Raw genomic sequence first — 24,605 nt, forward strand, 5'->3', positions numbered from 1 at the left:
GGAGAAACCGGATTGCGCGTCGTACATTTGGCGGACGAAGATGATTTCGAAGGCTGGCGTGATTCGGCGCGGGCGCTCGCCCAGGGGCGGGTGCCGCCGTCCGAAATCGTCTGGCAGGTCGGCAATGCCGCCACCGATCTGTTCGGCGACGAAGCCGTGCTCGTCCCCGCCGCTCCCACCGCCTTTCGCGTCCCGCGCACATTCCTCGATCTCGCCCAGACCGTTGTGCTGCATTCGGATCCGCAGCGCTTCGCCTTGCTCTACACCTTGCTCGCCGGGCTGATTGCCACGCCGCGCCGGATCGACGACGCGGCCGATCCACTGGTCCAGCGGCTCGAGGAAATGGCCAAGGCGGTACGCCGCGACGTGCACAAGATGCGCGCCTTCCTGCGCTTCCGCGAGGTTCACGACGATCAAGGCGAGCGCTACGTCGCGTGGTTCGAGCCCGAGCATCATATCGTCCGCGCCAATGCCCGATTCTTCGTCGATCGCTTCGCCAATATGCGCTGGTCGATCCTGACTCCCGCGCGCGCGCTCCACTGGGACGGTGAGACGCTCGCCGAAGGGCCGGGCGCCACCAAAGCCGATGCCCCGGGCGACGACCCGGTCGAGGATGTCTGGAAGACCTATTACGCGTCGATCTTCAATCCCGCGCGATTGAAAACGGGCATGATGCTCAAGGAGATGCCGCGCAAATATTGGAAAAACATGCCCGAGACCGCGTTGGTCAAGGAACTGGTCGCGACGGCGCGCCAGCGGGAGACAGGCATGGTGGCAAAGGCACGGTCGGCGATCGGCGGCAATATCGCGGCGGCATGGCAAAAGCTGCGCGAAGAGGCGGCAGGCTGCACCCGCTGCCACCTCTACAAGCATGCGACCCAGACCGTGTTCGGCGAAGGTCCGGTCGACGCGCGGATGATGTTCGTCGGCGAGCAGCCGGGCGATCAGGAGGATATTGCCGGGCGGCCGTTCGTCGGGCCGGCGGGGCAGATATTCGACCGGGCGATCGGTGCGGCGGGGATCGACCGCGCTGGCGTCTACGTCACCAATGCCGTCAAGCACTTCAAGTTCGAGCCACGCGGCAAACGGCGCATTCACGCCAAACCCGATGCGGGCGAGATCAGCGCGTGCCGCTGGTGGTACGAACAGGAGCGGCTGCTGGTGAAACCCGAGATGACCGTGGCGCTCGGCGCGACCGCGGCGCGGCAGATGCTGGGCAAGGTCGTGACGATCAGCGGCACGCGCGGGAAGGCGATCGAACTGACCGAGGGCGGACTTGGCTGGGTGACGATCCACCCGAGCTTCCTGCTGCGCATGCCCGACAAGAGCCGCGCCGAGGAAGAATTCGCGGCGTTCGTCGAGGATCTGAAGGGCGCGGCGAAGGCGCTGGGCTAGAACTGGTCGGGATCCGGCCCCAGCCGGCCCGCGGGATCGTCGAGCGCGTCGATCGCCGCGATGTCTTCCGCCTCGAGCCGCACCGTGTCGGCGGCAAGGTTGGCGGCAAGCCGATCGCGCGAGGATGCCTTGGGGATCACCGCCAGTCCGTGGTGCCGGTGCCAGGCAAGAATCGCCTGTGCGGGCGTGCAGCCGCGCGCCTCGGCAATGCGGAGGATCGCGGGATCGGCGAGCAGGGTCCCTTGGCTCAGCGGTGCCCAGCTCTGGGCAAGGATGCCGTGCGCGGCGTGGAATTCGCGCAGCGCGCGCTGCTGGAAGCCGGGATGGAGTTCGATCTGGTTGAGCGCGGGGACCGTGCCGGTCGCGTCGATGATCGCCTGCAAATGATCGGGCGAGAAGTTCGAGACCCCGATCGACTTTGCCCGTCCCTCCTCGCGCAGGCGGACCAGCGCCTTCCAGGTGTCGACATATTTGCCGAGCCCCGGCATCGGCCAATGGATCAGATAGAGATCGATGCTCTCCCGCCCCAAATTTTCGAGGCTCCGTTCGAACGCCCGCAGCGCGGCATCATAGCCCATGTCGTCGCGCCATAGCTTGGTAGTGAGAAAGATCTGGTCGCGCCCGCCCAACCCTTCGGCGACTCCGCGCTCGTTGCCGTAAAAAGCGGCGGTGTCGGCAAGAGTGTAGCCGACATCGACCGCCTCGCGGGTAATCCGGGCCGCATCGTCGTTTGGTACGAGATAGGTGCCGAAGCCGATCGCGGGGATCGTGCGGCCGTCGTTCATCGTCAGGATATCGGGCATGAAGCGCGACCTAGCGGGGCGGCGCCGCGTGCGCCAGTCGCTCCGCGATGGCCCGTACCTTGTCGGCGCGGCCCGGCGCGAACTTGTCGACCATCGCCCGATAGCGCGCGATCGTGGCGGCGTCGGCGCGTTCGGGTGAGCCGCTGTCGAACGGCGGCGCCGGATCATATTCGAGGCTGAGCTGGACGAATTTCGCATGCGCCTCCCCGCGGATCGCCGCCGTCAGTGCCAGCGCGAAATCGATCCCCGCGGTGACGCCGCCGCCGCTGACGCGGTTGCGATCGAAGACGACGCGTTCGGCAACGGGTTCGGCGCCGAACCAGGTCAGCTGCTCGCGCGACGCCCAATGGCAGGCGGCGCGATAACCGGTGAGAAGCCCCGCCGCGGCGAGGATCAGCGAGCCGGTGCAGACGCTGGTTACCCATTGCGCCGTATCGGCGACCTGCCGCACCCAGGCGAGCGTCTCCGCATCCTCCATCACCGCCACGGTGCCGAAGCCGCCGGGGACGCAGAGGATGTCGGTGCGCCGGACCTCGGCGAAGCTGGCAGTGGGAAGTAACGTGAACTGGGCGTCGGTCTGCACCGGTTCACGCGTCTTTGCGACCAGATCGAGCCGAACATTGCCGAGGCGCGAGAGCACTTGCGCCGGGCCGGTCAGATCGAGCTGGGTCACGTCGGGATAGAGCAGGAAGGCGATATGGAGCGGTGCGGTTTCGGGCATGGATTCCTCCGGCGACAAGAGAGGGTGCCCAGGCGATGCGGCGATTCCATCCGCGCTTCCCGATGGTGCTCCATCCCGGTCGCCAGTCACGCGGATGCGGCACCATAAGCCGCACCCGCGCGGCGGGCAATCTCAGAGCCCGAGCGCCTGCCGGGTCTTCGTGCCGACGATCCCGTCAGACCCCAGGCCGCGCTTCTTCTGGAAGGCGATCACCGCCGCCTTGGTCGCCGGGCCGAAATCACCGTCGGCGACGAGGCTGAGCTTCTTCTGGAGCAATGCGACGTCGGGACCATCGTCGCCCATCTTGAGCGTGCGCTGGATAGTGTCGGTGCGCGGCGGCGAAATCGCGTGCACCGTATAGGCGGCGGCGAGCTTGGTATCGTAACGGTTCTTGAGAAAGGCGGGGCCGTTATAGCCGCGGGCGAACCCCGCCCAATCGCGCCGACAGAGTTCGTCGTCGAGATTGTTGAGCTTCACGAAACGGACGAAGGCGGCGAGATGGTCGTCCTCGGAATTGCACATGGCGCGGCAGAAATCCTCGACATCGGGCATGCCGAGCGAATCGTGATGATAGCCCATGATCTGGAACGCGCCCCAGCTCGCCGATTCGAGCGCCGCCTTGCGATCCAGCGCGATCGCCTCGCCAAGGCGGTCATATTCGGCGGCGCCGCCCTTGTAGCCGCCGGGCGTACGCGACGAGATGTCGGGGTTCGACGGATCGAACCTGCCGCCGGTGCGCTTGCTGAACACGTGGCGCTCGAAGAGGATCTTGGGGCGGGTATCGGCCAGAAAGCCGCCGCGGCTCTCCACGTCGATCACGGCTTTGACGGCGGCGACGTCGCAGCCGATATCGTCGGCCGCCTCTTCGATGGCGTCCTGACTGAATGGGGTCGCCGGTCCGGTAAATTCGGGCATCGCTAACTCCTGGAACTGGGGGCAAACAGGCTCTGCGACCATATGTTGCCGGCAGTTTCCGGAGAGATGCGAATCCCTGCAGCTATTCTATGTCACCGCCGCCGCTGAGGCAAATTGGCTATTCGGCGATCAGCCCGGCGAAGGGGGGCAGCCGGGAAGATGTGGCGCCGTTGACTGTCTGAAGAATATGCCGGCCCCGCACATGCTCCGGCAGTGCGACCGCCCGTTCGCCGAGATTGAAGGCGCACAGCAGAGTCTGGCCGGGCGCCTTGCGCTCGAAGATCAGCAGCGCCTCGCCGGCCTCGCGGATCGCGATCGATCCGGTCATCAGCGCGGGGCTCGAATGGCGCAGCGCGATCAGCCGCCGGGTGAGGTTGAGCAGCGAGTGCGGATCGGCTTCCTGCCGGTCGACCGCCAGCGCGGCATGATCGGGACCGATCGGCAGCCATGGCTGGCCCCGGGTAAAGCCGAGCTGCGGCGCATCGGCGGACCACGGCATCGGGGTGCGCGCGCCATCGCGGCTGAGGGTCAGCGGCCAATTCGCGATCGCCTCCGGATCGCGGAGATGTTCGAAGCCGATCTCGACCTGGGTGAGACCGAGTTCCTCGCCATAATAAAGGAACGCGTTGCCACGCAGCGACAGCAGCAGCAGCATCTTGAGCCGGGCGAAAGCGTCGCGATGTGCAGGGCCGATCCAGCGCGAGATTGCGCGGGGCGCGTCGTGATTCTCGAAGGCCCAACTCGGCCAGCCGATTCCCGGAGCGTCCGGCCATCCTTCGACCGCGCCCTGGACCAGCGCCGGGGTCAGCCGATCGGCGTAGAGGAAGTTGAAGCCATAGGCGCTGTTGAGCCGCGTATCGCCTTCGGTGAACAGATGCATTTCGGGCTCGGGCGCGGGGCCGCCGACTTCGGCCACGGTGAAGCGACCGCCAAAGCCGTCCGCCAGCTGGCGCAATTTCTCGAGGAAGCGAGGAATATCCTCGTGGCTTTGATTGTAGATATGCTGCTGGAAATCGAACGAGCGAGTGCGCGGCGTGCCGGTGTCGGGCGCTGGCGGGTTATCGCGCAGCGCGGGATCGTGCATCGTGAAGTTGATTGCGTCGAGCCGGAAGCCGTCGACGCCGCGCTCGAACCAGAAGCGGGCGATTGCCAGCGCCGCGTCCTGGACTTGCGCGTTGTGGAAATTGAGGTCGGGCTGCTCGCGCAGGAAATTATGCAGATAATATTGGCCGCGGCGCGCGTCCCATGTCCATGCGGGGCCGCCGAATACCGATTGCCAGTTGTTGGGCGGGCTGCCGTCGGGCTTTGCGTCGGCCCAGACATACCAGTCGGCCTTGGGATTGCTTCGGCTCTCGCGGCTCTGCCTGAACCAGGCATGCTGATCCGAGCTGTGCGAATAGACCTGATCGATGATTACGCGCAGTCCAAGCTGGTGCGCGCGGGCGATCAGCGCGTCGAAATCGGCAAGCGTGCCGAAGATCGGGTCGACGTCGCAGAAATCGGCGATGTCGTAGCCGAAATCGGCCATCGGCGAGGTGAAGAACGGGGACAGCCACACCGCGTCGACGCCGAGCGATGCGACATGATCGAGATGCGCAGTGACTCCGGCGAGATCACCCACTCCGTCGCCGTTCGAATCGGCGAAGCTACGCGGATAGATCTGGTAGATCACCGATCCGCGCCACCATTCACGCGCATCTATATCGAGCTGGCGGGCGAGCTTCTCGTTCATTGCGGCTTTCCGGCGGCGCAGACGGCATAGCCGAAAGCGGGCAAAGAGAGGGTGAGGCTGCCGGGCGCCGCGGCCTTGGCGAGGCAGGCACCGGCAAGCGCGGTGAATGCCGTCGAGCCAACCTCGACCTGCACATTGCCGGTCCAGGGCTGCGGGCTCGAATTGAACGCGATCAGGATCTCGGCACCGGTGGCGGGATCGAAGCGCGACACCGCGAACAGCCCGGGCTTGTCGCCGGCGAAGCGGGTGATCTGCCGGCCGCGAGTCAGCGCCGGATGGGCGCGGCGCAGCTTCGAAAGCGTGGCGATCTCGCGAAACAGCGGGTGCCCGGTGTCGAAGCTCGCGATGGCGTTGGTCCTGTCGGTGCCAAGCTGCCGGTTGTCGTTATAGATCGCGACCTGACTGGCGAACATGTCCTCGCGGGCATTCTGGTCGTCGCCGTCGCCGATGAAACCCTGCTCATCACCCGAATAGATCGTCGGCACCCCGCGCAGGAGCAGCAGCATCGCATGGCCGAGCCGATCGCGCGCGAGCAGTTCCTGTGCACTGGCCTGCGGATTGGCCTTGCGGATGAAATAGGCGGCGCGGCCCTGATCGTGGTTGCCGAGGAAAGTCGGGAGCCGCCGCGCGGTCACCTCGCCGCCTTCGTAGAGCGGATCGGCGGCGAACACCGTCGCGAGCCGATCGGTCCCCACCTCACCCGCGCTCACTGCGTTGGCCGCGCGCGCGAAGGCAAAGTCGAGCACCGCGGGCAGCCGATCGACGCGGGTGTGCCGCGCGAGCGCCGAGGGGTCGGGATCGGCGACCTCGCCGAAGATGTGGAAATGGGCGGTGCCCTTCGCCTTGGCGCGCGCCTGCATCGCGGGGACGAAGGCGGCCCAGAATTCGGGGTTCACGTGGCGCGCGGTATCGATGCGGAAGCCGTCGATCCCGAAGCGATCGATCCAGCTTCCGAATATCTCGATCATCCCCGCGATCACCCGAGGATTCTCGGTCATCAGATCGTCGAGCCCGGCGAAGTCGCCGAGCAGCGAACTCTCGCCGGCAAAGGTCGAGTTGCCGCGATTATGGTAATAGATCGGATCGTTGAGCCACGCGGGGACTTTCACGTCCTTCCCGGCCGGGGGACGAACGGCGTATAAGCAAAGTCCGGGCGCGTCAGCCGCGCGAAATTCTCAGGGTTCTGGAGCTGATCGCCCGCGAAGCCGGGATTGATCGCCTCGCCCGCGACGCCCCCCTTGCGGCCATAGGGATAATCGGCGCGGCTGCGATAGTCGCAGCCCCCGCACTCGCGATACTGGATCACGTCCGCCGTGTGGTTGGCGATGATGTCCATATAGACCTTGATGCCGCGGGCATGCGCCGCATCGACCAGCGCCTTGAACTCGGCATTGGTGCCGAAATGCGGATCGACCTGGGTGAAATCGGTCACCCAATAGCCATGATACCCCGCCGATTCCTGCCCCGCCGGCCCCTGCACCGGCTTGTTCCTGAAGATCGGACCGACCCAGATCGCAGTCGCGCCGAGCGCGTCGATATAATCGAGCCGCCGGGTCAGCCCCGCAAGGTCGCCGCCATGGAAGAAGCCCTTATGGGTCGGGTCGAACCCGGTGACCAGCCGATCGCCCTTCAACCCGCCGCGATCGTTGCCGGGGTCGCCGTTCTCGAACCGGTCGGGCAGCAGGAAATAGAGGATCTCGTCCTCGGGCAGCCGATCGCGATAGCTCTGCGCCACGGCGGGCGCCGACAGCACCGATATGGCGAGCAGCAGGGGCGTGGAAAGGCGCAGCTTACGCATCGGTCAACTCTCGACTGGCCGCCCGCCGCGGTGGCGGGGCGGCGATTGGGCCTCAGAAGCGGTAGCTCGCGCCGAGCAGATAGCGCACGCCATAGCGCTGATAGTCGATCGTCAGCCGCTCGTCGGCGGGGTCATAGGTGCTGAACGGCTCGTCGGTTAGGTTCTGCGCCTGGAGCTGGAGACCCAGGCCCTGCAGCGCGCCCGACTGGAATTCATAGCCGATCTGCGCATCGACGATCGTCTCGGCCTGGGCGAGGCGCTGGATCCGATCGGTGCCGACTCCGCTCAATTCGGCGAGGAAGCCCGAGCGATGCCGCACGCTGGCGCGCGCCGAAAAGCCCGATTTCTCGAAATAGACCGTGCCGCTCGCCACCCATTTCGACAGACCCGGCAACGGCTGGGCGGGGTTGCCGGGATCGGGAGTGATGCCGCTCTCGGTATAGGAGAGGCTGCCCAGCATCCCGAAGCCGTCGAGCGCGGAAGTGAGCGTCGCGAAGGACAGAGCGAACGCGGCCTCGGCGCCGTAGAGATGCCCGCCCTGCCCGTTCTGGAAGATGCTGACCACGCCCTGCCGGAGCAAGGGCTCGGGTCCGCCGGTGACCGGGAACCCGCTGAAATCGTACAGCAATTGCTGCTGGTAGATATAGGTCTCGAGATATTTGTAATAGCCCGCCAGCGAGACATAGCTGTCCGGCCCGAAATATTTCTCGACCGACACGTCGACCGAATCGGCGACCCATGGGCGCAGCCGCGGATTGCCGCCCGATCCGCCCCATGGCGAGAAGTTGATGCTGGTATTGCCGGCGCGGGCGGCATCGTAAGTGAAATTGATCGATGCGCGCATCTGATCCATCCGCGGCCGGGCGAGCTGGCGCGCCACGCCGAGACGCAGCGACCAACCACCATTGAGCCGCGCGACGAGATTCATGCTCGGCAGCAAATGGGTATAGGTGACCTGGTCCGATACGTCGGTGATCACGGCGACCGGAGATCCGCTCGCGGCGAGCCCGTTGGACGACTGATCGACCCGCACCACCTGCACGCCGATATCGCCGGCCAGCGATGCGCCGTCGGCCATCTCGGCCTCGATGTCGTAGCGCCCATAGCCGGTCAGCACCTTCTCGCTGACCGACCAGCCAAAGGCATAGAGATTGGCGTCGGTCGCGGCGTTGAAATTATAGATGCCGCTATAAGCGAGCTTCAACGGATCGTAGCTGATCATCCCCGGGATGCCGAGGAAGTCGAGCGCAGTCGGATCGAGCAATTGATCCGAGGGGACCGGCACGCTCGCATCGTGCGCCGGTGCCGCGGCGTTGGCCTTGAGCCCGAGATAGAAGCGTGAGAGATCGAGCGTCTTGTCGCGCCGGGTGTAGTTGGCGCCGAACTCGATCTTGCCAGCGTCCGGGCCGAGCTCGCGCTGGACCGCGCCACGAAAGGCGATCAGCTCGTCGGTGGTCCTGGGATTGTTGAGAAAGCCGTCCTGCCCGCCCGGCGTGTTGTCGGCGCCCCAGCCCTGCGGACTGGTCAGCTGGATCACGCCGGCATTGGCATAATCGAGCGTCGGATCGAAAGTGTAGGTGCCGTCGTCATTGGCGCCGAAGCCGAGCACGTCATAGGGGCCGTTGCCGGCGCCGCGCGACGTGCCCGCATAGGTTTCGAGCACCTTGTCCTCGCGATCGACCCGCGAATAGCTGAGATCGCCGAGCAGCTTCCAGCCGTCGGCCTCGTACGTGACGTTGAGCCCGCCCGAATAGAGATCCGCCTCGCGCAGATTGGCGTCGTTGCGCACCACGCCCTTGACGTTGCGCCACGTGCCGTCGGTGATGATCCCGTCGGTGACCGTATAGCCGGGATTGAGGATGGCATTGCCCCAATACAGCGGAAATTCGATGCCACGCAGCGTCTGCTCGTCGCGGAAGCGCGAATAATAGCCGTCGAGAGTGATGCTCAGCGCCGGATCGGGGCGCCATTGCAGCGTCGCCATCGCGCCGGTGCGCTCGAGCTCGTCGGACTGCACATAGGGCTTCGAGCCGCCGATGATCAGCGCGCCGTTCGCCGCGGCATATTCGGGGCGCGGGGTGAAGGTGTCGTCGGCGGCGTCCGGCGTCCCCTGGGTGTTGCGGATGCCGTAAGTGTCGTTGTTGGTCTCGAAGGTCGGATAGCCCCACGCATTGAACCGCTCGAACTGGGTCGGCGAAGTCAGGTGCGCCACGCCGATCATCACGCCGAGCGTGTCGTTGGCAAACTGATCGACATACGTCGCGCTGACGCGCCAGCCCTTGTCGGTAGTGCCGGCATTGAGCTTGCCGGGCGAGACGATCTCGCCGCGGACATTGGCGGCGAGCACGCGCTTGCCGTGATCGAGCGGACGGATCGTGCGCAAATTGATCGTGCCCGACAGTCCCTGCCCGATCAGCCCGGCATAGGGCGTCTTGTAGACATCGACCGCGCCCATCAGCTCGGAAGGATATTGATCGAACTCGACTCCGCGATTGTCGCCGGTGGTGACCTGTTCACGGCCGTTGAGCAGAGTCGCGGCGAAATCGGGCGAGAGGCCGCGAACCGAGATCACCTGCGCGCGGCCGTCGAGCCGCTGTGCGGTCAGGCCGGGCAGGCGCGCGATCGCCTCGGCGATCGAATTGTCGGGCAGCTTGCCGATGTCCTCGGCGGAGACCGATTCGACGATCTGGTTCGACTGGCGCTTGGTTGCGACCGAGGTGGCGAGCGAGGCACGGAAGCCGGTGACGACGATGTCCTCCTGCGCGGCGTCGCCGGCCTGCGCCGGATCGGCGGCCGGCGTTTCCTGTGCGAACGCGGGCGCGGCGAAGAGCGCGAGGGCGGCGGCGAGGGCCATGCCACTCACCCCGGGAGTCATACGAATGGCCCTGTGGCCACGATCAATGCTGGTCAAAGTCCGTCTCCCCTAATCGGCGCCGCGCTCCGGCTCTGACGACCGGGTCAATTCGAATGCGCAACCTGTGGCCTGCAAAGCTGTTGCACGCCGTCGCCGCCCACTTCTTCCGAAACCGGGGCGTTCGACCAGCCGGCCACATACGTATTCAATGGCGATCCCCGCCCGACATGGCCGATTTGCGCCCCCCGCGGCGTTGACGCGGCAGGCGATCTGCGCTGTCTGCATAGTATGCGAAGCGGCGAACACAGCCGCGCGCAGGGAAGGACAGCCGGGGCATGCAGCGCAAACCGACTTCGTTCGATATCGCCCAATTGGCCGGGGTCTCGCAGCCCACCGTCTCGCGCGCGCTGCGCGGCGAGCTGGGCGTCAATCCGGCGACGCGGCTGCGCATCGAATCGATCGCCAGGCAGCTCAACTACCGGGTCGACAAGGCCGCATCGAACCTGCGCACCCGCCATTCGCAGACTTTGGCCTTGCTGTTCTTCGAGGATCCCACTGCCGACGATTCGCTGATCAATCCCTTCTTCCATTCGATGCTCGGTTCGATCATCCGCGCCTGCGCCGAGCACGATCATGACCTGCTGATCAGCTTCCAGCAGCTCTCCAGCGACTGGCACAATGATTATGAGGATTCGCGCAAGGCCGACGGGATCATCCTGCTCGGCTATGGCGATTACGAACTCTATCGCACCCGGCTGCGCGCGCTCGAGGATGCGGGGACGCATTTCGTGCGCTGGGGCTCGGTCCAGTCCGAAGCTTCGGGGCTGACGGTGGGCTGCGACAATCGCGGCGGCGGCCGGGACGCGACTCAGCATCTGCTGGCGCTCGGGCGGCGCAACATCGCCTTTCTCGGCAGCGCGTCGAGCCATTATCCCGAGTTCCACGATCGCTATCGCGGCCATGTCGCGGCGCTCAAACAAGGCGGTGTGCTCCCGCGGCCGAAGCTGCAATTCGATGCGATCACCACCGAGGAATCGGGCGCCGCCGCCGCCAATGCCTTGCTCGTCAGCGGCGAGAAGTTCGACGCGATCCTCGCGGCGAGCGACCTGATCGCGATCGGCGCGATGCGCGCGCTGGCGAGCGCCAGACTGCGCGTGCCCGAAGACGTGGCGGTGGTCGGCTTCGACGATATCCCCGCGGCAAGCTCGGCCAGCCCGCCGCTCACCACGGTGATGCAGGACCCGCGGCTCGCCGGGCGCAAATTGGTCGAGACGCTGATCGGTCGCATCCGCGAGCAACCGGTGGGATCGGCGCTGCTGCCGACGAAGTTGATCGTGCGTAAGTCCTGCGGCTCGGTGGCCTAGCCGGGATTTGCCAACGTCATCAGCATCTGGAGCCCAAATGACCGAAAAGCCACGCCAGTCGCTTGCCGGCCTGTGGAACATCAGCTTCGGATTCTTCGGCATCCAGATCGGCTTCGCGCTGCAGAACGCCAATATGAGCCGGATCTTCCAGACCTTCGGCGCGCGGATCGATGATCTGCCATGGCTATGGGTGGCGGCGCCGCTCACCGGATTGCTCGTCCAGCCGGTGATCGGGCATCTGAGCGATCGCACCTGGCTGGGACGGCTCGGGCGGCGGCGGCCTTATTTCTTCGCCGGCGCATTGCTCGCGGCGCTGTCGCTGTTCGCGATGCCGCTGGCGCCGGCCCTCCTGTTCGCCGCAGTGATGCTGTGGGTGCTCGACGCTTCGCTCAACGTCTCGATGGAGCCGTTCCGCGCGTTCGTCGGCGACATGCTGCGCAAGGACCAGCACGCCGCTGGCTACGCGGTGCAGACCGCCTTCATCGGCGCAGGCGCGGTGGTCGGATCGATCTTTCCCTGGGCACTCGAGCAGTTCGGCGTGTCCAATGTCGCGGCTCACGGAGGCATCCCGGATACGGTGCGCTTTGCCTTCTGGTTCGGCGGGGCGGCGCTGTTCGCGTCGGTGCTGTGGACCGTAGTGACGACGCGCGAATATGATCCCCACGCCATGGCGGCATTCGCCGGTACCGCCGAGGCGAACGACGAGGTCCCTCTCCTCGCCACGCGGAGCTACGCCAGCAGTCTGATCTGGCTCGCGGCCGGAACGCTGGTGATCTGGGCGGTGGGGCAGCTCCGGCTCGAAAAGGAGGTCTATCTGCTCGGCGCGCTGCTGCTCGGCTACGGGCTCGCCAGCGCCGCGGCGATCGCGCTGGCGCGGGGCGGATCGCCCGCCAACATGCTCAGCAGCATCGTCGGCGATTTCTCCGGCATGCCGGTTTTGATGAAGCGGCTCGCACTGGCGCAATTCTTCAGCTGGTCGGCGCTGTTCATCATGTGGATCAACACCACGCCGATCGTCGCGCACCATTTCTACGGCGCCGCCGATGCCACCAGCCCGCGCTTTCAGGAAGGCGCGAGCTGGGTCGACGTGCTCTTCGCCACCTATAACGGCGTCGCCGCGGTGGCCGCGCTGACCGTGCTACCGCTGCTCGCGCGCCGCATCGGCCAGGCGCGCACCCATATCGTCGGATTGCTCTGCGGCGCAGCGGGCTATGCCAGCTTCTTCTTCCTGCCCGACGCGCGCTGGCTGCTGCTCAGTGAGATCGGCATCGGCATTGCCTGGGCGTCGATCCTCGCAATGCCCTATGCGATCCTCGCCTCCAGCCTGCCGCGGGCCAAGCTCGGCATCTATATGGGGCTGTTCAACGTCTTCGTGGTGGTGCCGCAATTGCTCGTCGCCACGGCGATGGGATCGATCATGAAGCGCTTCTTCCCCGGCGAGCCGATCTGGACGATGGCGTTCGCGGCGGGGACGCTGGTCCTCGCGGCACTGGCGATGATACGGGTGGACCGGCTGACACGTGGCTGAGGCTCGCGCCAGCCGCTCTCCACCCGTTCGGCAGGACGAACGGAAAGGCTAGCGATTCCCGCCGATCAAATCGCCGAGCCCGCCCAGCACCGAGCCTTCGCCGCGATTCTGCCCGCCATAGGAGCCCGAGGCGGCCATCATTCGCCCGGCAAGGCGCGAGAAGGGCAGCGACTGGATCCAGACATGGCCGGGGCCGGTGAGCCGCGCGAAGAACACGCCTTCGCCGCCAAAGATCATGCTCTTGACCCCGCCCGCGGCAACCACGTCGAAATCAATCGTCGAGGTATAGGCGGCGACGCAGCCGGTATCCACGTGGAGCTGCTCGCCCGGCGCGAGCTGACGCTCGATCACAGTGCCGCCCATCTGGACGAACACCCAGCCGTCGCCGTCGAGCTTCTGCATGATGAAGCCCTCGCCGCCGAACAGCCCGGTCATCATCTTGCGCTGGAAGGCGATGCCGATCGAGACGCCGCGCGCCGCGGCGAGGAAGGCGTCCTTCTGGCAGATCAGCTGCCCGCCATAATCGGCGAGCCTGAGCGGCAGGATCGCGCCGGGGATCGGCGCGGAAAAGGCGACGCGCGCCTTGCCGCTGCCGTTGTGCGTGAACACCGTGGTGAACAGGCTCTCGCCGGTGACCAGCCTTTTGCCCGCACCGAGCAGCTTGCCCATGAAGCCGCCGCCCTGCCCGCCCGATCCGTCGCCGAACACCGTGGTCATCTCGACCGACGCGTCCTTCCACACCATCGCCCCGGCCTCGGCCACTGCGCTCTCGCCGGGATCGAGCTCGATCTCGACGAACTGGAGCTCCTGCCCCTTGATCTCGAAGTCGATATCGTCGGCGACGCTCGCCGAGCGATGATGCTGCCACGGGTTGTTCGCCATTATTATTCCCATCCATTTGCTGTGCTCCGGCGAAGGCCGGAGCGTTGGCAGAAACTCGGTGCCAGCCGCCACCGCTCCGGCCTTCGCCGGGAGCACGGCAGGACTATTCCGCGGCGATCCGCGGCCCGAAATTCAGCTCCGCCTGCGCGACCGGCCCAAAGCTGCGGCGGTGGTGCGGCGTCGGCCCGAGCGTGCGCAGCGCTTCCTGATGGAATTTGGCCGAATAGCCTTTGTTGCTGGCCCAGCCATAGCCCGGATGCAGCGCATCGAGTTCGTGCATCATGCAATCGCGCTTGTGCTTGGCGACGATCGAGGCAGCGGCGATCGACAGGCACAAGGCGTCGCCGCCGATCACGGCATGGCTCTGATGGCCCCAGTCGGGGCAACGATTGCCGTCGACCAGAACGAAGGCGGGGACGAAACCGAGCGCCTCGACCGCGCGGGTCATCGCCAGCATCGTCGCCCAGAAGATGTTGAGCGTATCGATCTCCTCGACGCTCGCCATGCCGACTCCGACCTTGGCGCATTTGAGCAATTCTTCGCACAGCCGCTCGCGCTTCGCCGCGGTCAGCACCTTCGAATCGTCGATGCCCTCGGGGATGCATTTGGGATCGAGCACCACTGCGGCGGCGACCACCGGGCCGGCGAGCGGCCCGCGTCCAGCCTCGTCGACGCCGGCGATGAGGCCCTTGTGCAGGCGCTTGTAGCGACGTTCGAACTTGAGGTCAGGCATCGTCGAGGCGCCATGGCGGAAAGCGGCGCATCTCGCCAGCCTGATAGAGCCGAATCGCATTGCCCGCCGGATCGCGTAGCCGCGCCTCGCGCCAGCCCCAAGGCTCGTCCTTGGGCTCGCCCTCGAACTTCACTCCCTGCTGCTCGAGATAGGCGACGGTCACGTCGAGATCGCCGCATTCGAAATAGACTACCGGGGCAGTGTAGGCCTTGTCGGTGGCGACCGAGAAGGTGGCGCCGCCCTCGGTCTCGAACCGGGCATAACGCGGGCTGGCGCGGACCACCTGGCGCAGGCCGAGCAGCCGATAGAAGCGCTCGCTCGCGGCAAGGTCTTCGGCGGGCACCGTCACCTGGTTCAGCATCGGCTCGAAAAAGCTCATGTTGAGATCGAGCCGGACCGCTTGTTGCCCCATCGGGCCGTGTCCGCGCCCCAGCCCCGGCGCCTCGCGCATCGCGATCCGGACGAAGCGGCGGCCGCGCGCGACTGCTTCGGGCAGGTCCCATTCCTGCGCCAGCCCGCAGGCGATCGCCGAGGAGAGCGTGCAGCCGGTGCCGTGGGTCGCCTCGGTCTCGATGCGCGGATCGCTCCACTCGATCTCGGGCGGATCCTCGGGGTTGGACGAATAGAGCCGATCGGTCACTTGCGCGTCGCCTGCGTGCCCGCCCTTGACCAGCACCGCGCAGCCATGCGCGGCGACCAGAGCGGCGGGGTCGCCGCCCAGCGCGTCGAGCTCGGGCAGATTGGGGGTCACCACGGTCGCGCGCGCCATCAGCCGTTCGAACGCCGCGATCGTCGCGTCGTCGGCGAGCGTCGCGCCGCTGGTCGCGACCATCACCGGATCGAACACCACCGGCACGCCCGGCAGCTCGCCGAGCTTTTCCGCCACCGCCAGCGCGGTGCGCGCCGATCCGATCATGCCGATCTTGATCGCGTCGACGCCAATGTCGCGCACCACCGCATCGATCTGGGCGAGCACCATATCGGTCGGCACCGGATGCACCGCGGCAACGCCGAGCGTGTTCTGCGCGGTGATCGCAGTGATCGCCGTCATCGCATGGCCGCCGAGCATCGTCACGGTCTTGATATCGGCCTGGATCCCCGCGCCGCCGCCCGAGTCCGAACCGGCAATGATCAGGATACGCGGTGTCACTGGTCTATCCCTTGAACTTGCGCTCGGCCGAGGCCGGATGGCGCTCCAGCGCTTTACCAGTTCGCGTCGGCCGGTCCATCAATTCGCCGCCGCAATTGGGGCAATGATCGTCGAGCGCATCGGTGCAGGCGGCGCAAAAGGTGCATTCGAACGAGCAAATGAACGCACCGGGATCGTCGGCGCGGAGATCCGTGCCGCAGCGTTCGCAATCGGGGCGCATCTCCAGCATTACGCCGCCGCCTCGCGCACTGCGTCACATACCCGGTCGACCACGGCTTCGACCTGACCGCGATCGTCGCCCTCGGCCATCACCCGAATAACCGGCTCGGTGCCCGATGCGCGGATCACCAGCCGGCCCTTGCCGTCCAGTTCTGCCTCGGCGCCGGCGATCGCATCCTTCACCCGCGCGTCGTCGAGCGGCTTGCCGCCCTTGAAGCGGACATTCTTGAGGATCTGCGGCAGCGGATCGAAGCGGTGGAGCACTTCGCTCGCCGGCGCGCCGGCGCGGACCAATTCGGTGAGCACCTGCAGCGCGGCGACCAGCCCGTCGCCGGTGGTGGCATAATCGGAGAGGATGATGTGCCCGCTCTGCTCGCCACCGACATTATAGCCCGAGGCGCGCATCTTCTCGAGCACGTAGCGGTCGCCGACCGCAGTGCGCACCATGCCGAGGCCCTGCGCGGCGAGGTGGCGTTCGAGCCCGAGGTTCGACATCACCGTAGTGACCAGCCCGCCCCCGGCGAGCCGGCCCTGCCGCGCCCAGCCGCTGGCGATCAGCGCCATCAACTGGTCGCCGTCGATCACCCGGCCGGCCTCGTCGACCACGATCAGCCGATCGGCGTCGCCGTCGAGCGCGATGCCGATCTGCGCGCCCGAGGCGACCACCGTCTCGCAGAGCGTTTCGGGCGCGGTGGATCCGACGCCGTCGTTGATGTTCTTGCCGTTGGGCGTGACGCCGATCGCGATCACTTGGGCGCCGAGCTCCCACAGCGCCGAGGGCGCGACCTGATACGCCGCGCCATTGGCGCAATCGATCACGATCTTGAGCCCGTCGAGCGTGAGATCCCCGGGGAAAGTCGACTTGGCGGCGTGGATATAGCGTCCGCGGGCGTCCTCTACGCGGCGTGCGCGGCCGATATCGGCAGAGGCGGCGAGCGGCACCTCGCCGTCGATCAACGCCTCGATCGCCAGCTCGTCCGCGTCGGAGAGCTTGTAGCCGTCGGGGCCGAACAGCTTGATTCCGTTATCGGCATAGGGATTGTGGCTCGCCGAGATCATCACGCCCATGTCGGCGCGCATCGACTGGGTGAGCATCGCCACCGCCGGGGTGGGCATCGGCCCGACCAGCACCACGTCCATGCCCACCGAAGTGAACCCCGCGACCATCGCGTTTTCGAGCATATAGCCCGAAAGCCGCGTGTCCTTGCCGATCACCACGCGGTGGCGGTGATCGCCGCGCGCGAAATGTGCCCCCGCGGCCATGCCGACCTTCATCGCCATCGCCGCGGTCATCGCCGAGACGTTGGTCGTGCCGCGGATTCCATCGGTCCCGAAATATTTTCTTGCCATGCCCTGCCTGTTCGCGCCCTTGTGGCGTTTCGTGCCCGCAGAGATAGCGGCGAAAACTACAAAGGGCGAGCATGTCGCAACCTACTCGTATTCTCCTTGCCCTGATCGCCGGGCTGACCGTCGGAGCGCTGTTCGCCGGTTATGCGCCGCAGACCGGACTCGCCGTCGCCGAATGGGCGCAGCCGATCGGGCAGGCCTGGCTCAACGGGCTGCAGATGACGATCGTGCCCTTGGTCGTGGCGCTGCTGATCACCGGAGTGACCGCCACCGCCGAGGCGGCGCAGGCCGGCCGCCTGGCTGGCCGCGCGATCGCATTCTACGTGATCGTGCTGTTTCTGTCGGCGGCGGCGGCGGCGGTGCTGACTCCGCTGTTCCTGCAAATCTGGCCCCTGCCGCAAGAATCGGCGGCAAGCCTGCGTGCGGCGCTGGTCGGCGCGGAGAAGATCGGACCGGTGCCGCCGCTGGGAGAATTCTTCGCGGCAATCATCCCCGCCAACATCATCAAGGCGGCGGCGGAGAACGCCTTCCTCTCGCTCATCATCTTCTCGCTGGTCTTCGCCTTCGCAATCACCCGCGTCGGCGACGATCAGCGCAAGCTCCTCGTCGGCTTCTTCGCGGCGGTGCGCGACGCGATGCTGGTCGTGATCGACTGGGTATTGTGGATCGGGCCGATCGGCGTCTTCGCGCTGGCGCTGGTGGTCGGCGCCAAGGCGGGAACCGGCGCGTTCGGCGCGCTGATCCATTATATCCTCATCGTCGCGGGTGTCGGCTTCGTCATCGCGCTCTTCGCCTATCCGGTGGCGGTGTTCGGCGGCCGGGTGCGCTTTGCCCGTTATGTCCGTGCCGCGCTGCCCAGCCAGGCGGTGGCGATCAGCACCCAATCCTCACTGGCGACGCTGCCGGTGATGATCGAGGGGGCGAGCGACCTCGAGGTGCCGGTCGCCGTCTCGGGCGTCACCTTGCCGCTGGCCGTCGCGATCTTCCGTGCAACCGGTCCGGCGATGAACTTCGCGGTGGCGATCTATGTCGCCACCTGGTTCGGCGTGCCGCTCAGTCCCGCGACGTTGGCGGTCGGAACCGTCGTCGCCGCGCTCACTTCGCTCGGCTCGGTAAGCCTGCCCGGTACGGTCAGCTATGTCAGTGCGATCGCGCCGGTGGCCGCGACGATCGGTGCCCCGGTGGCGCCGCTGGGCCTTCTCGTCGCGGTCGAGACACTGCCCGACATCATGCGCACCGTCGGTAACGTCACCTGGGACCTCGCGGCGACGAGCTGGCTGTCGCGCCGCGCGGGCAAGGTGCCGCTCGACGAGGCGGACGCGATACTCAGACACGATTCGGTCTAGCTAGCGGCGGGACGCCCGGCTATTTCAGCAGCACCAGTTCCTCGGCCATGCTCGGGTGCAGCGCGACGGTGTCGTCGAACGCTTCCTTGGTGAGCCCCGCCTTCACCGCAACCGCGGCGGCCTGAAGGATCTCCGGCGCGTCCGGCCCGATCATGTGGATGCCCACCACCCGGCCGGTCATCCCGTCGCACACCATCTTGTAGAGCGCCCGCTCGTTGCGGTTGGCCAGCACGTTCTTCATCGCGCGGAAATCGGAGGCATAAACCTTGACCGAGCCGAGCTTGTTGCGCGCCTCGCCTTCGGTCATGCCCACGCTGGCGATCGGCGGATGGCTGAACACCGCACTCGGCACGCAGCTATAGTCGACCGTCCGCGGATTGTTGCCGAAGATCGTGTCGGCGAACGCCTGCCCCTCGCGGATCGCGATCGGCGTGAGCTGGATGCGATTGGTGACGTCGCCCACCGCATAGATGCTGTCGACGCTCGACTGGTTCTGCGCGTCGACCTTGACTGCGCCCTTGGCGTCGAGCTCGACCCCGACTTTCTCGAGCCCCAGCCCCGTCGAATTGGGCACCCGTCCGGTGGCGAACAGCACGACATCGACTTCCATCGGCTCCTGCCCGGTGAGGAACACCTTGAGACAGCCGTTTTCGAGCTTCTCGATCTTCTCGAACTCGGCATGGAAACGAAAGTCGATCCCCTTGGTCAGCGAGATCTGGAGCAGCCGGTCGCGCACCGAATGGTCATAGCCGCGCAGGATCACGTCGGTGCGGTTGACCACAGTCACATGGCTGCCGAACTCGTTGAAGATGCCGGCGAACTCGTTGGCGATATAACCGCCGCCGGCGATCATGATCCGCCGCGGCAAGCTGTCGAGGTGGAAAACCTCGTTCGACGTGATGCCATGCTCGTTGCCCGGGAATTCGGGGGTGTGCGGATGCGCGCCAGTGGCGATCAGGATGTACTTCGCGGTGATCTTCTTGCCCGAAGCCAGCGTAACTTCGTGCGGACCGGTGACGGTGGCGCGCTCGAGGATGATCTCGGCGCCGGCATTGTCGAGGCCCTGGGTGTAGAGGCCGTTGAGGCGATCGACATCCGCGAGGACATTGTCGCGCAACGTCGCCCAGTCGAAGCTGCAATCGGGGACGTTCCAGCCGAAGCGGCGCGCGTCCTTGAGATCCTCGGCGAAATGCGCGCCGTAAACGAGCAGCTTCTTGGGGACGCAGCCGCGGATCACGCAGGTTCCTCCGACGCGATATTCCTCGGCGACCGCCACCTTGGCACCATAGGCGGCCGACACCCGCGAGGCGCGCACCCCGCCCGACCCCGCGCCGATGACGAAGAGGTCGTAGTCATAGTCGGCCATTATATTTGCTCCCGCTTCGTCGCGCCCCAGCCGCAGATAGGCGCGAAGGTCCACGATGCCAACGGAGCCGAAGCGCATGTCGCCGGTTCGGCTGGGTGAGGAGAGAGACGATGCACATCATTCTGGGCGGCACCGGCCATGTCGGGTCGGCGGTGGCGGAGACGCTGTTGGCAAAGGGCGAACCGGTGACGGTGGTCGGCCACGACCCCGCCAAGGCGGCCACCTGGGAAGCCAAAGGCGCGACCTTCGCGGCGGTCGACCTGTATGACGTCAAAGCGCTGCACGCGGTGCTGCGTACCGGGCGGCGCGCCTTCCTGCTCAATCCGCCGGCGGCGATCACTGGCGACACCGATGCCGAGGAGCGCCGGACGATAGCGGCGATCCTCGCCGCGGTGGCGGGTTCGGGGCTGGAGAAATTGGTCGGCGAATCGACCTACGGCGCCCGGCCGGGGGAGCGCTGTGGCGATCTCAACACCTTGTGGGAGCTCGAACAGGGGCTGGCGGCGCAGCCAGTCCCTTATGCGATCAACCGCGGCGCCTATTATTTCAGCAACTGGGCGATGAACCTGCAGGAAGTGCGCGAGGATGGCGTGCTGCGGACGATGTTCGATGCCGATTTCGAACTGCCGATGGTGGCGCCCGAAGATCTGGGGCGCCACGCGGCGGCGCTGATGACCGACGATCGCACCGGGATATTCCGCGTCGAGGGGCCGCGCCGCTACACGCCACAGGACGTGGCGGATGCGTTCGCCGCGGTGCTGGCGCGACCGGTCCGGGTCGAGACGACGCCGCCCGACCAATGGGTGGCGGCATTCAAGGCGACGGGCTTTTCGGACGCGGCGGCGGAGAGCTATGCCCGGATGACCGCGGCGACGGTGGCCGCGGAGTGGCCCGAGGACGTGATCCGCGGCCAGACCCGGCTGGAGGACTATATCGCTGCGTTGGTCGGATCGTCCGCCTAGCGCTTGCGCACGAACTCCGCGCGCAACACCAGCCCCTTGATGCCTTCATATTTGCAGTCGATCTCCTGCGCGTCGCCGGTCAGCCGGATCGACTTGATCAGCGTGCCGCGCTTGAGCGTCTGGCCGGCACCCTTGACGGTCAGGTCCTTGATCAGCGTGACCTGATCGCCGTCCTGCAGGACATTGCCGACCGAATCGCGGACCTCGAGGGTGTCGGTCGCGCCGCCCGCAGCCGCGGCATCGGCGGCGGGAATCCACTCTCCGCTCGTCTCGTCATAGACATAGTCTTCGTCGCCGCCGACCATCAGCCGAATGCCCGCTGGATCAAGTCGCTGGTCGAGGCGTCGAAATCGCCGCCCTGCTCGGCGGCCCTCGCCATTTCCTTGCCGAGCTCGACTCCGAACTGATCGAACGGATTGAGCCCGAGCAGCACCGCGTTGACGAAGGTCCGCTGCTCGTAGAACGCCAGCAACGCGCCGAGCGTGCGCGGATCGAGATCGCTCAGCAGCAAGGTCGAGGACGGCCGGTCGCCCGGATAGGCGCGAGCGAGGTCCTGATGCTCCTTGCCCGCCATCAGCGCCGCGCCTTGCGCGAACATGTTGAGCAGCAGCTGGCGGTGGTGCAAGTCGCCCTGCGCGTGGCCCGGCTCGATCACTCCGACGAATTCGACGGGCACCAGCCGGGTGCCCTGATGGAGCAACTGAAACACCGCATGCTGCGCATCGGTGCCGACGCCGCCCCAGGTGATCGGCGCGGTGGGCCACGAAACCGGCTGGCCGTCCGCCGTCACGCGCTTGCCGTTCGATTCCATCTCGAGTTGCTGGAGGTAGCTCGGCAGGAGGCGGAGCCGTTCGTCATAAGCGAAGGTCGCGCGGGTCTCGCAGCCGCGGGCCTGGGCATAATAGAGATCCGCGAAGGCGGCGAGCACCGGCGCGTTCCTGTCGAGCGGGGTCAGCCGGAAATGGCGGTCCATCTCGGCCGCGCCTTCGAGCATTTCCTCGAACGCCTCCCAGCCGAGCGCCAGCGCCGCGGGGAAACCGATCGACGACCAGAGCGAATAGCGCCCGCCGACGCTCTCGGCGAAGGGCAGCACGCGAGTCTCGTCGACACCCCATTCGACTGCCTTGTCGGGCGCCGCGGTCAGCGCGACGACGCGGCCATAGGGATCCTCGACCCCGTTGCCCGAAAGCCAGGCGAGCGCGCTCTCGGCATTGAGCAGAGTCTCGGTGGTGGTGAAGGTCTTGGAGGCGATCGCGATCAGCGTTGCCTGCGGATCGAAGCGATCGAGCGCTTCCTCGAGCGCGGCACCGTCGACATTGGAGACCACCGCCACGTCGTAGCGATCGGCATCGCGGCCGAGCGCGTCGACCAGCAGCTCCGGGCCGAGCGCCGATCCGCCGATGCCGATATGGAGGATGTGGCGCACTGGACCCAGCGCCTCCGCCTCGATCGCGTCGATCAGCGCGCGCATCCGCGCATGGAAGCCGCGTGCCCGCGCCACGCTCTCGGGCGAACCCTCGCCACGCTCGGCGGTGTGCTCGGCCGCGCGGCCTTCGGTGACGTTGATTGCCTCGCCGGCGAACAGTGCGTCGCGCCTCGCGCTGAGCCCCATGTCGGCGGCCAGCCTGGCGAAGGCCTGCACCGCGTCGCTCGTCAGATGCGTCTTCGACCAGTCGAAATGGATCCCCGCCACGTCGAGCGAAAGCGTCGCCAGCCGCGCCGGATCCTGGTCGAACAATTGCTTGAGCGAAGCGGGCTTGAGGGCTTGGATCGTCGACCAGTCAGGCAATGCCATGTTCATCTCCTTGAACGCAGGCTGCCCCTATCCTCCCCTCACGGCGCCTGCCAGCGCTATTCAGCCGCTTGACCTACCCGCCCAGCCCAAGCAGAGCACAGTCCATGGAAAACGCGCCCTCCGCCGAGCCCGAAACGCCCGCCGCCGATGCGCCCAAGCCCTATTCGGTGGGCACGGCCGCGGAAAAGCCCAAATCCGAATGGCGCGATCTCGCGTCGTTCCTCGTCAAGCTGGCGCTGATCGTCTTCGTGGTGCGCAGCTTCATCTTCTCGCCTTTCTCGATCCCCAGCGAATCGATGCTGCCGCGGCTGCTGATCGGCGACTATCTGTTCATCACCAAGTGGAATTACGGCTATTCGAAGCATTCGCTGCCCTGGAGCCTGCCGCTGATTCCGGGCCGCGTCTTCCCCGGCACGCCCGAGCGCGGCGACGTGGTGGTGTTCAAGGCGCCGCCGGGCAACGACACCGACTGGATCAAGCGCGTCATCGGTCTGCCGGGCGACAGCGTGCAGATGGTCGGCGGGCAGCTTATCCTCAACGGCAAGGCGGTGCCCAAGAATCGCATCGCCCAGTTCGTGCTGCCGATCTCGCCCAATTTCGAACGCTGCCAGCCGCAGTTCCAGAATGTCGACGCCGCGGGCAATCCGGTGTGCAGCATCCCGCGCTTCCGCGAGACCCTGCCAAACGGCAAAACCTATGAAGTGCTCGATCAGGGCACCTACCCCAAGGACAACACCGGCGTTTATACCGTCCCCGCCGGCCACGCCTTCCTTATGGGCGACAATCGCGACAATTCCACGGACAGCCGCTTCAGCCACGCCGATGGGGGCATCGAGTTCGTGCCGCTGGAAAATATCGAGGGCAAGGCGGTTGTCAGCTTCTGGTCGACCGACGGCAGCGCCAACTGGTTCCTGCCGTGGACCTGGTTCACCGCGGCGCGCTGGGATCGGCTTGGAGAAGGCTTCTGACCGCCCCGGCTTTGGGGGGATGGATCGCTGAGACTTTCGGCCGCAAGCCCGCGGAGCTCGCCGCCTATCAGCGCGCGCTGACCCATGGCAGTCAGGCCGCGGCCAATTATGAGCGGATGGAGTTTCTCGGTGACCGCGTGCTCGGCCTCGTCATCGCCGAATGGCTGTTCGAGAGTTTCGCCGAGGAGCCCGAAGGCGCGCTGTCGCGCCGCCTCAACGCACTGGTGACCGGGCCGGTCTGCGCCGACGTCGCGCGTGAAGTCGGTGTGGTGCCCTATCTGCGGCTCGGCAAGCAGGCGCGCGAAGACGGCGCGGCGGACAGCGACAATGTGCTGGGCGACGTGATCGAGGCGCTGATCGGCGCTTTCTATCTCGAATTCGGGCTGGAAGCGGCGCGCGGCTTCATTCGTAAAGCTTGGGCGTCGCGAATCGACACGCAGGGGCAGGCCCCCAAGCATCCCAAATCAGCGCTGCAGGAATGGGCCGCCGCGCACAATCGCCGTCCGCCCGAATATGAGGTCATCGACCGTTCGGGACCCAACCACTCGCCGCGTTTTACGGTGAAGGTGGCGATCGGCAAGCTCGCCGAGGCAACAGGCGAAGGTACGTCGAAGCAGGAAGCGGAGACCGCGGCGGCTGCAGCATTGCTGGGTAAGCTGGAGAAGTAATCTCTCCCCTTCCGCTTGCGGGAGGGAGCGGGGGAGAGCATGAGCCCTGCCGACGGCCG

At 66.5% G+C, this 24,605-nt stretch carries 20 protein-coding genes, 1 pseudogene and 1 riboswitch; of the genes and pseudogenes, 7 read left to right on the forward strand and 14 right to left on the reverse strand.

The genetic code is table 11. The features are described 5' to 3' along the window. Nucleotides 1-12: 12 nt before the first annotated feature. Nucleotides 13-1,395 (forward strand): UdgX family uracil-DNA binding protein, encoded by a 1,383-nt coding sequence (locus tag CVN68_RS13065; protein ID WP_100282597.1) that lies wholly within the window; start codon nucleotides 13-15, stop codon nucleotides 1,393-1,395. On the opposite strand, the gene CVN68_RS13070 is transcribed toward CVN68_RS13065, so the two are convergent. The 6 genes and pseudogenes from CVN68_RS13070 to CVN68_RS13095 all read right to left on the reverse strand — a co-directional run bounded on the left by CVN68_RS13070 (nucleotide 1,392) and on the right by CVN68_RS13095 (nucleotide 10,218). Beyond that, nucleotides 1,392-2,198: an aldo/keto reductase gene (locus tag CVN68_RS13070; RefSeq protein ID WP_100282598.1), complete on the reverse strand. Its 807-nt coding sequence runs from the start codon at nucleotides 2,196-2,198 to the stop codon at nucleotides 1,392-1,394. The two genes, CVN68_RS13065 and CVN68_RS13070, sit on opposite strands and share 4 nt — an antisense overlap. A 10-nt stretch (nucleotides 2,199-2,208) precedes the next feature. After that, nucleotides 2,209-2,919: a DJ-1/PfpI family protein gene (locus CVN68_RS13075; RefSeq protein WP_100282599.1), complete on the reverse strand. Its 711-nt coding sequence runs from the start codon at nucleotides 2,917-2,919 to the stop codon at nucleotides 2,209-2,211. A gap of 19 nt (nucleotides 2,920-2,938) precedes the next feature. Then, nucleotides 2,939-3,019, reverse strand: a riboswitch (ZMP/ZTP riboswitch). A 32-nt stretch (nucleotides 3,020-3,051) separates the two neighbouring features. Beyond that, nucleotides 3,052-3,834, reverse strand: a complete 783-nt coding sequence (locus CVN68_RS13080) for an N-acetylmuramidase domain-containing protein (protein ID WP_100282600.1) — start codon at nucleotides 3,832-3,834, stop codon at nucleotides 3,052-3,054. 118 nt (nucleotides 3,835-3,952) lie between these two features. Further along, complete coding sequence (locus tag CVN68_RS13085; RefSeq protein ID WP_100282601.1) at nucleotides 3,953-5,566, reverse strand: alpha-amylase family glycosyl hydrolase; 1,614 nt, start codon at nucleotides 5,564-5,566, stop codon at nucleotides 3,953-3,955. Further along, nucleotides 5,563-7,364: pseudogene (locus CVN68_RS13090) on the reverse strand (alpha-amylase family glycosyl hydrolase). The gene CVN68_RS13085 and the pseudogene CVN68_RS13090 overlap by 4 nt, the downstream one beginning before the upstream one ends. Nucleotides 7,365-7,416: 52 nt before the next feature. Next, nucleotides 7,417-10,218: a TonB-dependent receptor gene (locus CVN68_RS13095; protein ID WP_100282602.1), complete on the reverse strand. Its 2,802-nt coding sequence runs from the start codon at nucleotides 10,216-10,218 to the stop codon at nucleotides 7,417-7,419. A 335-nt stretch (nucleotides 10,219-10,553) separates the two neighbouring features. Between CVN68_RS13095 and CVN68_RS13100 the strand changes: the two genes are divergently transcribed. Further along, nucleotides 10,554-11,582, forward strand: coding sequence for a LacI family DNA-binding transcriptional regulator (locus CVN68_RS13100; RefSeq protein WP_100282603.1), 1,029 nt, complete (start codon nucleotides 10,554-10,556; stop codon nucleotides 11,580-11,582). Nucleotides 11,583-11,619: 37 nt separating this feature from the next. Then, on the forward strand, nucleotides 11,620-13,110 hold the full coding sequence (locus CVN68_RS13105; RefSeq protein WP_100282604.1) for an MFS transporter: 1,491 nt from the start codon (nucleotides 11,620-11,622) through the stop codon (nucleotides 13,108-13,110). 48 nt (nucleotides 13,111-13,158) lie between these two features. Here the strand turns inward: CVN68_RS13105 and CVN68_RS13110 are convergent, their stop codons facing one another. From CVN68_RS13110 to glmM, 5 genes are all read right to left on the reverse strand, one after another. Beyond that, the gene (locus CVN68_RS13110; RefSeq protein WP_100284393.1) at nucleotides 13,159-13,992 is read right to left on the reverse strand and encodes a TIGR00266 family protein; all 834 of its coding nucleotides are present in this window, start codon (nucleotides 13,990-13,992) and stop codon (nucleotides 13,159-13,161) included. Nucleotides 13,993-14,095: 103 nt separating this feature from the next. After that, on the reverse strand, nucleotides 14,096-14,725 hold the full coding sequence (locus CVN68_RS13115) for a ribonuclease HII (protein ID WP_100282605.1): 630 nt from the start codon (nucleotides 14,723-14,725) through the stop codon (nucleotides 14,096-14,098). Further along, the gene (thiD, locus tag CVN68_RS13120) at nucleotides 14,718-15,875 is read right to left on the reverse strand and encodes a bifunctional hydroxymethylpyrimidine kinase/phosphomethylpyrimidine kinase (protein ID WP_100282606.1); all 1,158 of its coding nucleotides are present in this window, start codon (nucleotides 15,873-15,875) and stop codon (nucleotides 14,718-14,720) included. Before thiD ends, CVN68_RS13115 begins: the two co-directional genes overlap by 8 nt. Before the next feature lie 4 nt (nucleotides 15,876-15,879). Continuing rightward, nucleotides 15,880-16,104 (reverse strand): DUF1272 domain-containing protein, encoded by a 225-nt coding sequence (locus CVN68_RS13125; protein WP_100282607.1) that lies wholly within the window; start codon nucleotides 16,102-16,104, stop codon nucleotides 15,880-15,882. After that, nucleotides 16,104-17,444: a phosphoglucosamine mutase gene (glmM, locus tag CVN68_RS13130; RefSeq protein ID WP_100282608.1), complete on the reverse strand. Its 1,341-nt coding sequence runs from the start codon at nucleotides 17,442-17,444 to the stop codon at nucleotides 16,104-16,106. The genes CVN68_RS13125 and glmM overlap by 1 nt, the downstream gene beginning before the upstream one ends. Nucleotides 17,445-17,515: 71 nt before the next feature. Between glmM and CVN68_RS13135 the strand changes: the two genes are divergently transcribed. Further along, nucleotides 17,516-18,787, forward strand: a complete 1,272-nt coding sequence (locus CVN68_RS13135; protein WP_100282609.1) for a dicarboxylate/amino acid:cation symporter — start codon at nucleotides 17,516-17,518, stop codon at nucleotides 18,785-18,787. A 19-nt stretch (nucleotides 18,788-18,806) separates the two neighbouring features. Here the strand turns inward: CVN68_RS13135 and gorA are convergent, their stop codons facing one another. Then, nucleotides 18,807-20,153: a glutathione-disulfide reductase gene (gene gorA / locus CVN68_RS13140; RefSeq protein WP_100284394.1), complete on the reverse strand. Its 1,347-nt coding sequence runs from the start codon at nucleotides 20,151-20,153 to the stop codon at nucleotides 18,807-18,809. Between the two features lie 110 nt (nucleotides 20,154-20,263). On the opposite strand from gorA, the gene CVN68_RS13145 reads away from it, so the two are divergent. Further along, a complete protein-coding gene (locus CVN68_RS13145) occupies nucleotides 20,264-21,115 on the forward strand; it encodes an NmrA family NAD(P)-binding protein (RefSeq protein WP_100282610.1) in 852 nt (283 codons plus the stop codon). Here CVN68_RS13145 and CVN68_RS13150 read toward each other — a convergent pair. After that, entirely contained in the window at nucleotides 21,112-21,420 is a 309-nt protein-coding gene (locus CVN68_RS13150; protein ID WP_100282611.1) for an alkylphosphonate utilization protein, read from the reverse strand. The two genes, CVN68_RS13145 and CVN68_RS13150, sit on opposite strands and share 4 nt — an antisense overlap. Continuing rightward, nucleotides 21,420-22,910 carry a glucose-6-phosphate isomerase gene (gene pgi / locus CVN68_RS13155; RefSeq protein ID WP_100284395.1) on the reverse strand — a complete coding sequence of 497 codons (1,491 nt, stop codon included), beginning with the start codon at nucleotides 22,908-22,910 and terminating at the stop codon, nucleotides 21,420-21,422. Before pgi ends, CVN68_RS13150 begins: the two co-directional genes overlap by 1 nt. 104 nt (nucleotides 22,911-23,014) lie before the next feature. On the opposite strand from pgi, the gene lepB reads away from it, so the two are divergent. Together lepB and rnc are read left to right on the forward strand one after the other, a co-directional pair. Continuing rightward, on the forward strand, nucleotides 23,015-23,878 hold the full coding sequence (gene lepB / locus CVN68_RS13160; RefSeq protein ID WP_100282612.1) for a signal peptidase I: 864 nt from the start codon (nucleotides 23,015-23,017) through the stop codon (nucleotides 23,876-23,878). Between the two features lie 11 nt (nucleotides 23,879-23,889). Next, nucleotides 23,890-24,546: a ribonuclease III gene (gene rnc, locus CVN68_RS13165; protein WP_100282613.1), complete on the forward strand. Its 657-nt coding sequence runs from the start codon at nucleotides 23,890-23,892 to the stop codon at nucleotides 24,544-24,546. The last annotated feature ends 59 nt before the right edge of the window (nucleotides 24,547-24,605 follow it).

It is taken from the genome of Sphingomonas psychrotolerans, from assembly GCF_002796605.1.
Classification (GTDB): domain Bacteria; phylum Pseudomonadota; class Alphaproteobacteria; order Sphingomonadales; family Sphingomonadaceae; genus Sphingomonas; species Sphingomonas psychrotolerans.

Coding starts and splice junctions, on each gene's coding strand:
- CVN68_RS13070 (WP_100282598.1), bottom strand. CDS start 2,198: ATGCCCGATATCCTGACGATGAACGACGGCCGCACGATCCCCGCGATC.
- CVN68_RS13075 (WP_100282599.1), bottom strand. CDS start 2,919: ATGCCCGAAACCGCACCGCTCCATATCGCCTTCCTGCTCTATCCCGAC.
- CVN68_RS13080 (WP_100282600.1), bottom strand. CDS start 3,834: ATGCCCGAATTTACCGGACCGGCGACCCCATTCAGTCAGGACGCCATC.
- CVN68_RS13085 (WP_100282601.1), bottom strand. CDS start 5,566: ATGAACGAGAAGCTCGCCCGCCAGCTCGATATAGATGCGCGTGAATGG.
- CVN68_RS13095 (WP_100282602.1), bottom strand. CDS start 10,218: ATGGCCCTCGCCGCCGCCCTCGCGCTCTTCGCCGCGCCCGCGTTCGCA.
- CVN68_RS13100 (WP_100282603.1), top strand. CDS start 10,554: ATGCAGCGCAAACCGACTTCGTTCGATATCGCCCAATTGGCCGGGGTC.
- CVN68_RS13105 (WP_100282604.1), top strand. CDS start 11,620: ATGACCGAAAAGCCACGCCAGTCGCTTGCCGGCCTGTGGAACATCAGC.
- CVN68_RS13110 (WP_100284393.1), bottom strand. CDS start 13,992: ATGGCGAACAACCCGTGGCAGCATCATCGCTCGGCGAGCGTCGCCGAC.
- CVN68_RS13115 (WP_100282605.1), bottom strand. CDS start 14,725: ATGCCTGACCTCAAGTTCGAACGTCGCTACAAGCGCCTGCACAAGGGC.
- CVN68_RS13125 (WP_100282607.1), bottom strand. CDS start 16,104: ATGCTGGAGATGCGCCCCGATTGCGAACGCTGCGGCACGGATCTCCGC.
- glmM (WP_100282608.1), bottom strand. CDS start 17,444: ATGGCAAGAAAATATTTCGGGACCGATGGAATCCGCGGCACGACCAAC.
- CVN68_RS13135 (WP_100282609.1), top strand. CDS start 17,516: ATGTCGCAACCTACTCGTATTCTCCTTGCCCTGATCGCCGGGCTGACC.
- gorA (WP_100284394.1), bottom strand. CDS start 20,153: ATGGCCGACTATGACTACGACCTCTTCGTCATCGGCGCGGGGTCGGGC.
- CVN68_RS13145 (WP_100282610.1), top strand. CDS start 20,264: ATGCACATCATTCTGGGCGGCACCGGCCATGTCGGGTCGGCGGTGGCG.
- CVN68_RS13150 (WP_100282611.1), bottom strand. CDS start 21,420: ATGGTCGGCGGCGACGAAGACTATGTCTATGACGAGACGAGCGGAGAG.
- pgi (WP_100284395.1), bottom strand. CDS start 22,910: ATGGCATTGCCTGACTGGTCGACGATCCAAGCCCTCAAGCCCGCTTCG.
- lepB (WP_100282612.1), top strand. CDS start 23,015: ATGGAAAACGCGCCCTCCGCCGAGCCCGAAACGCCCGCCGCCGATGCG.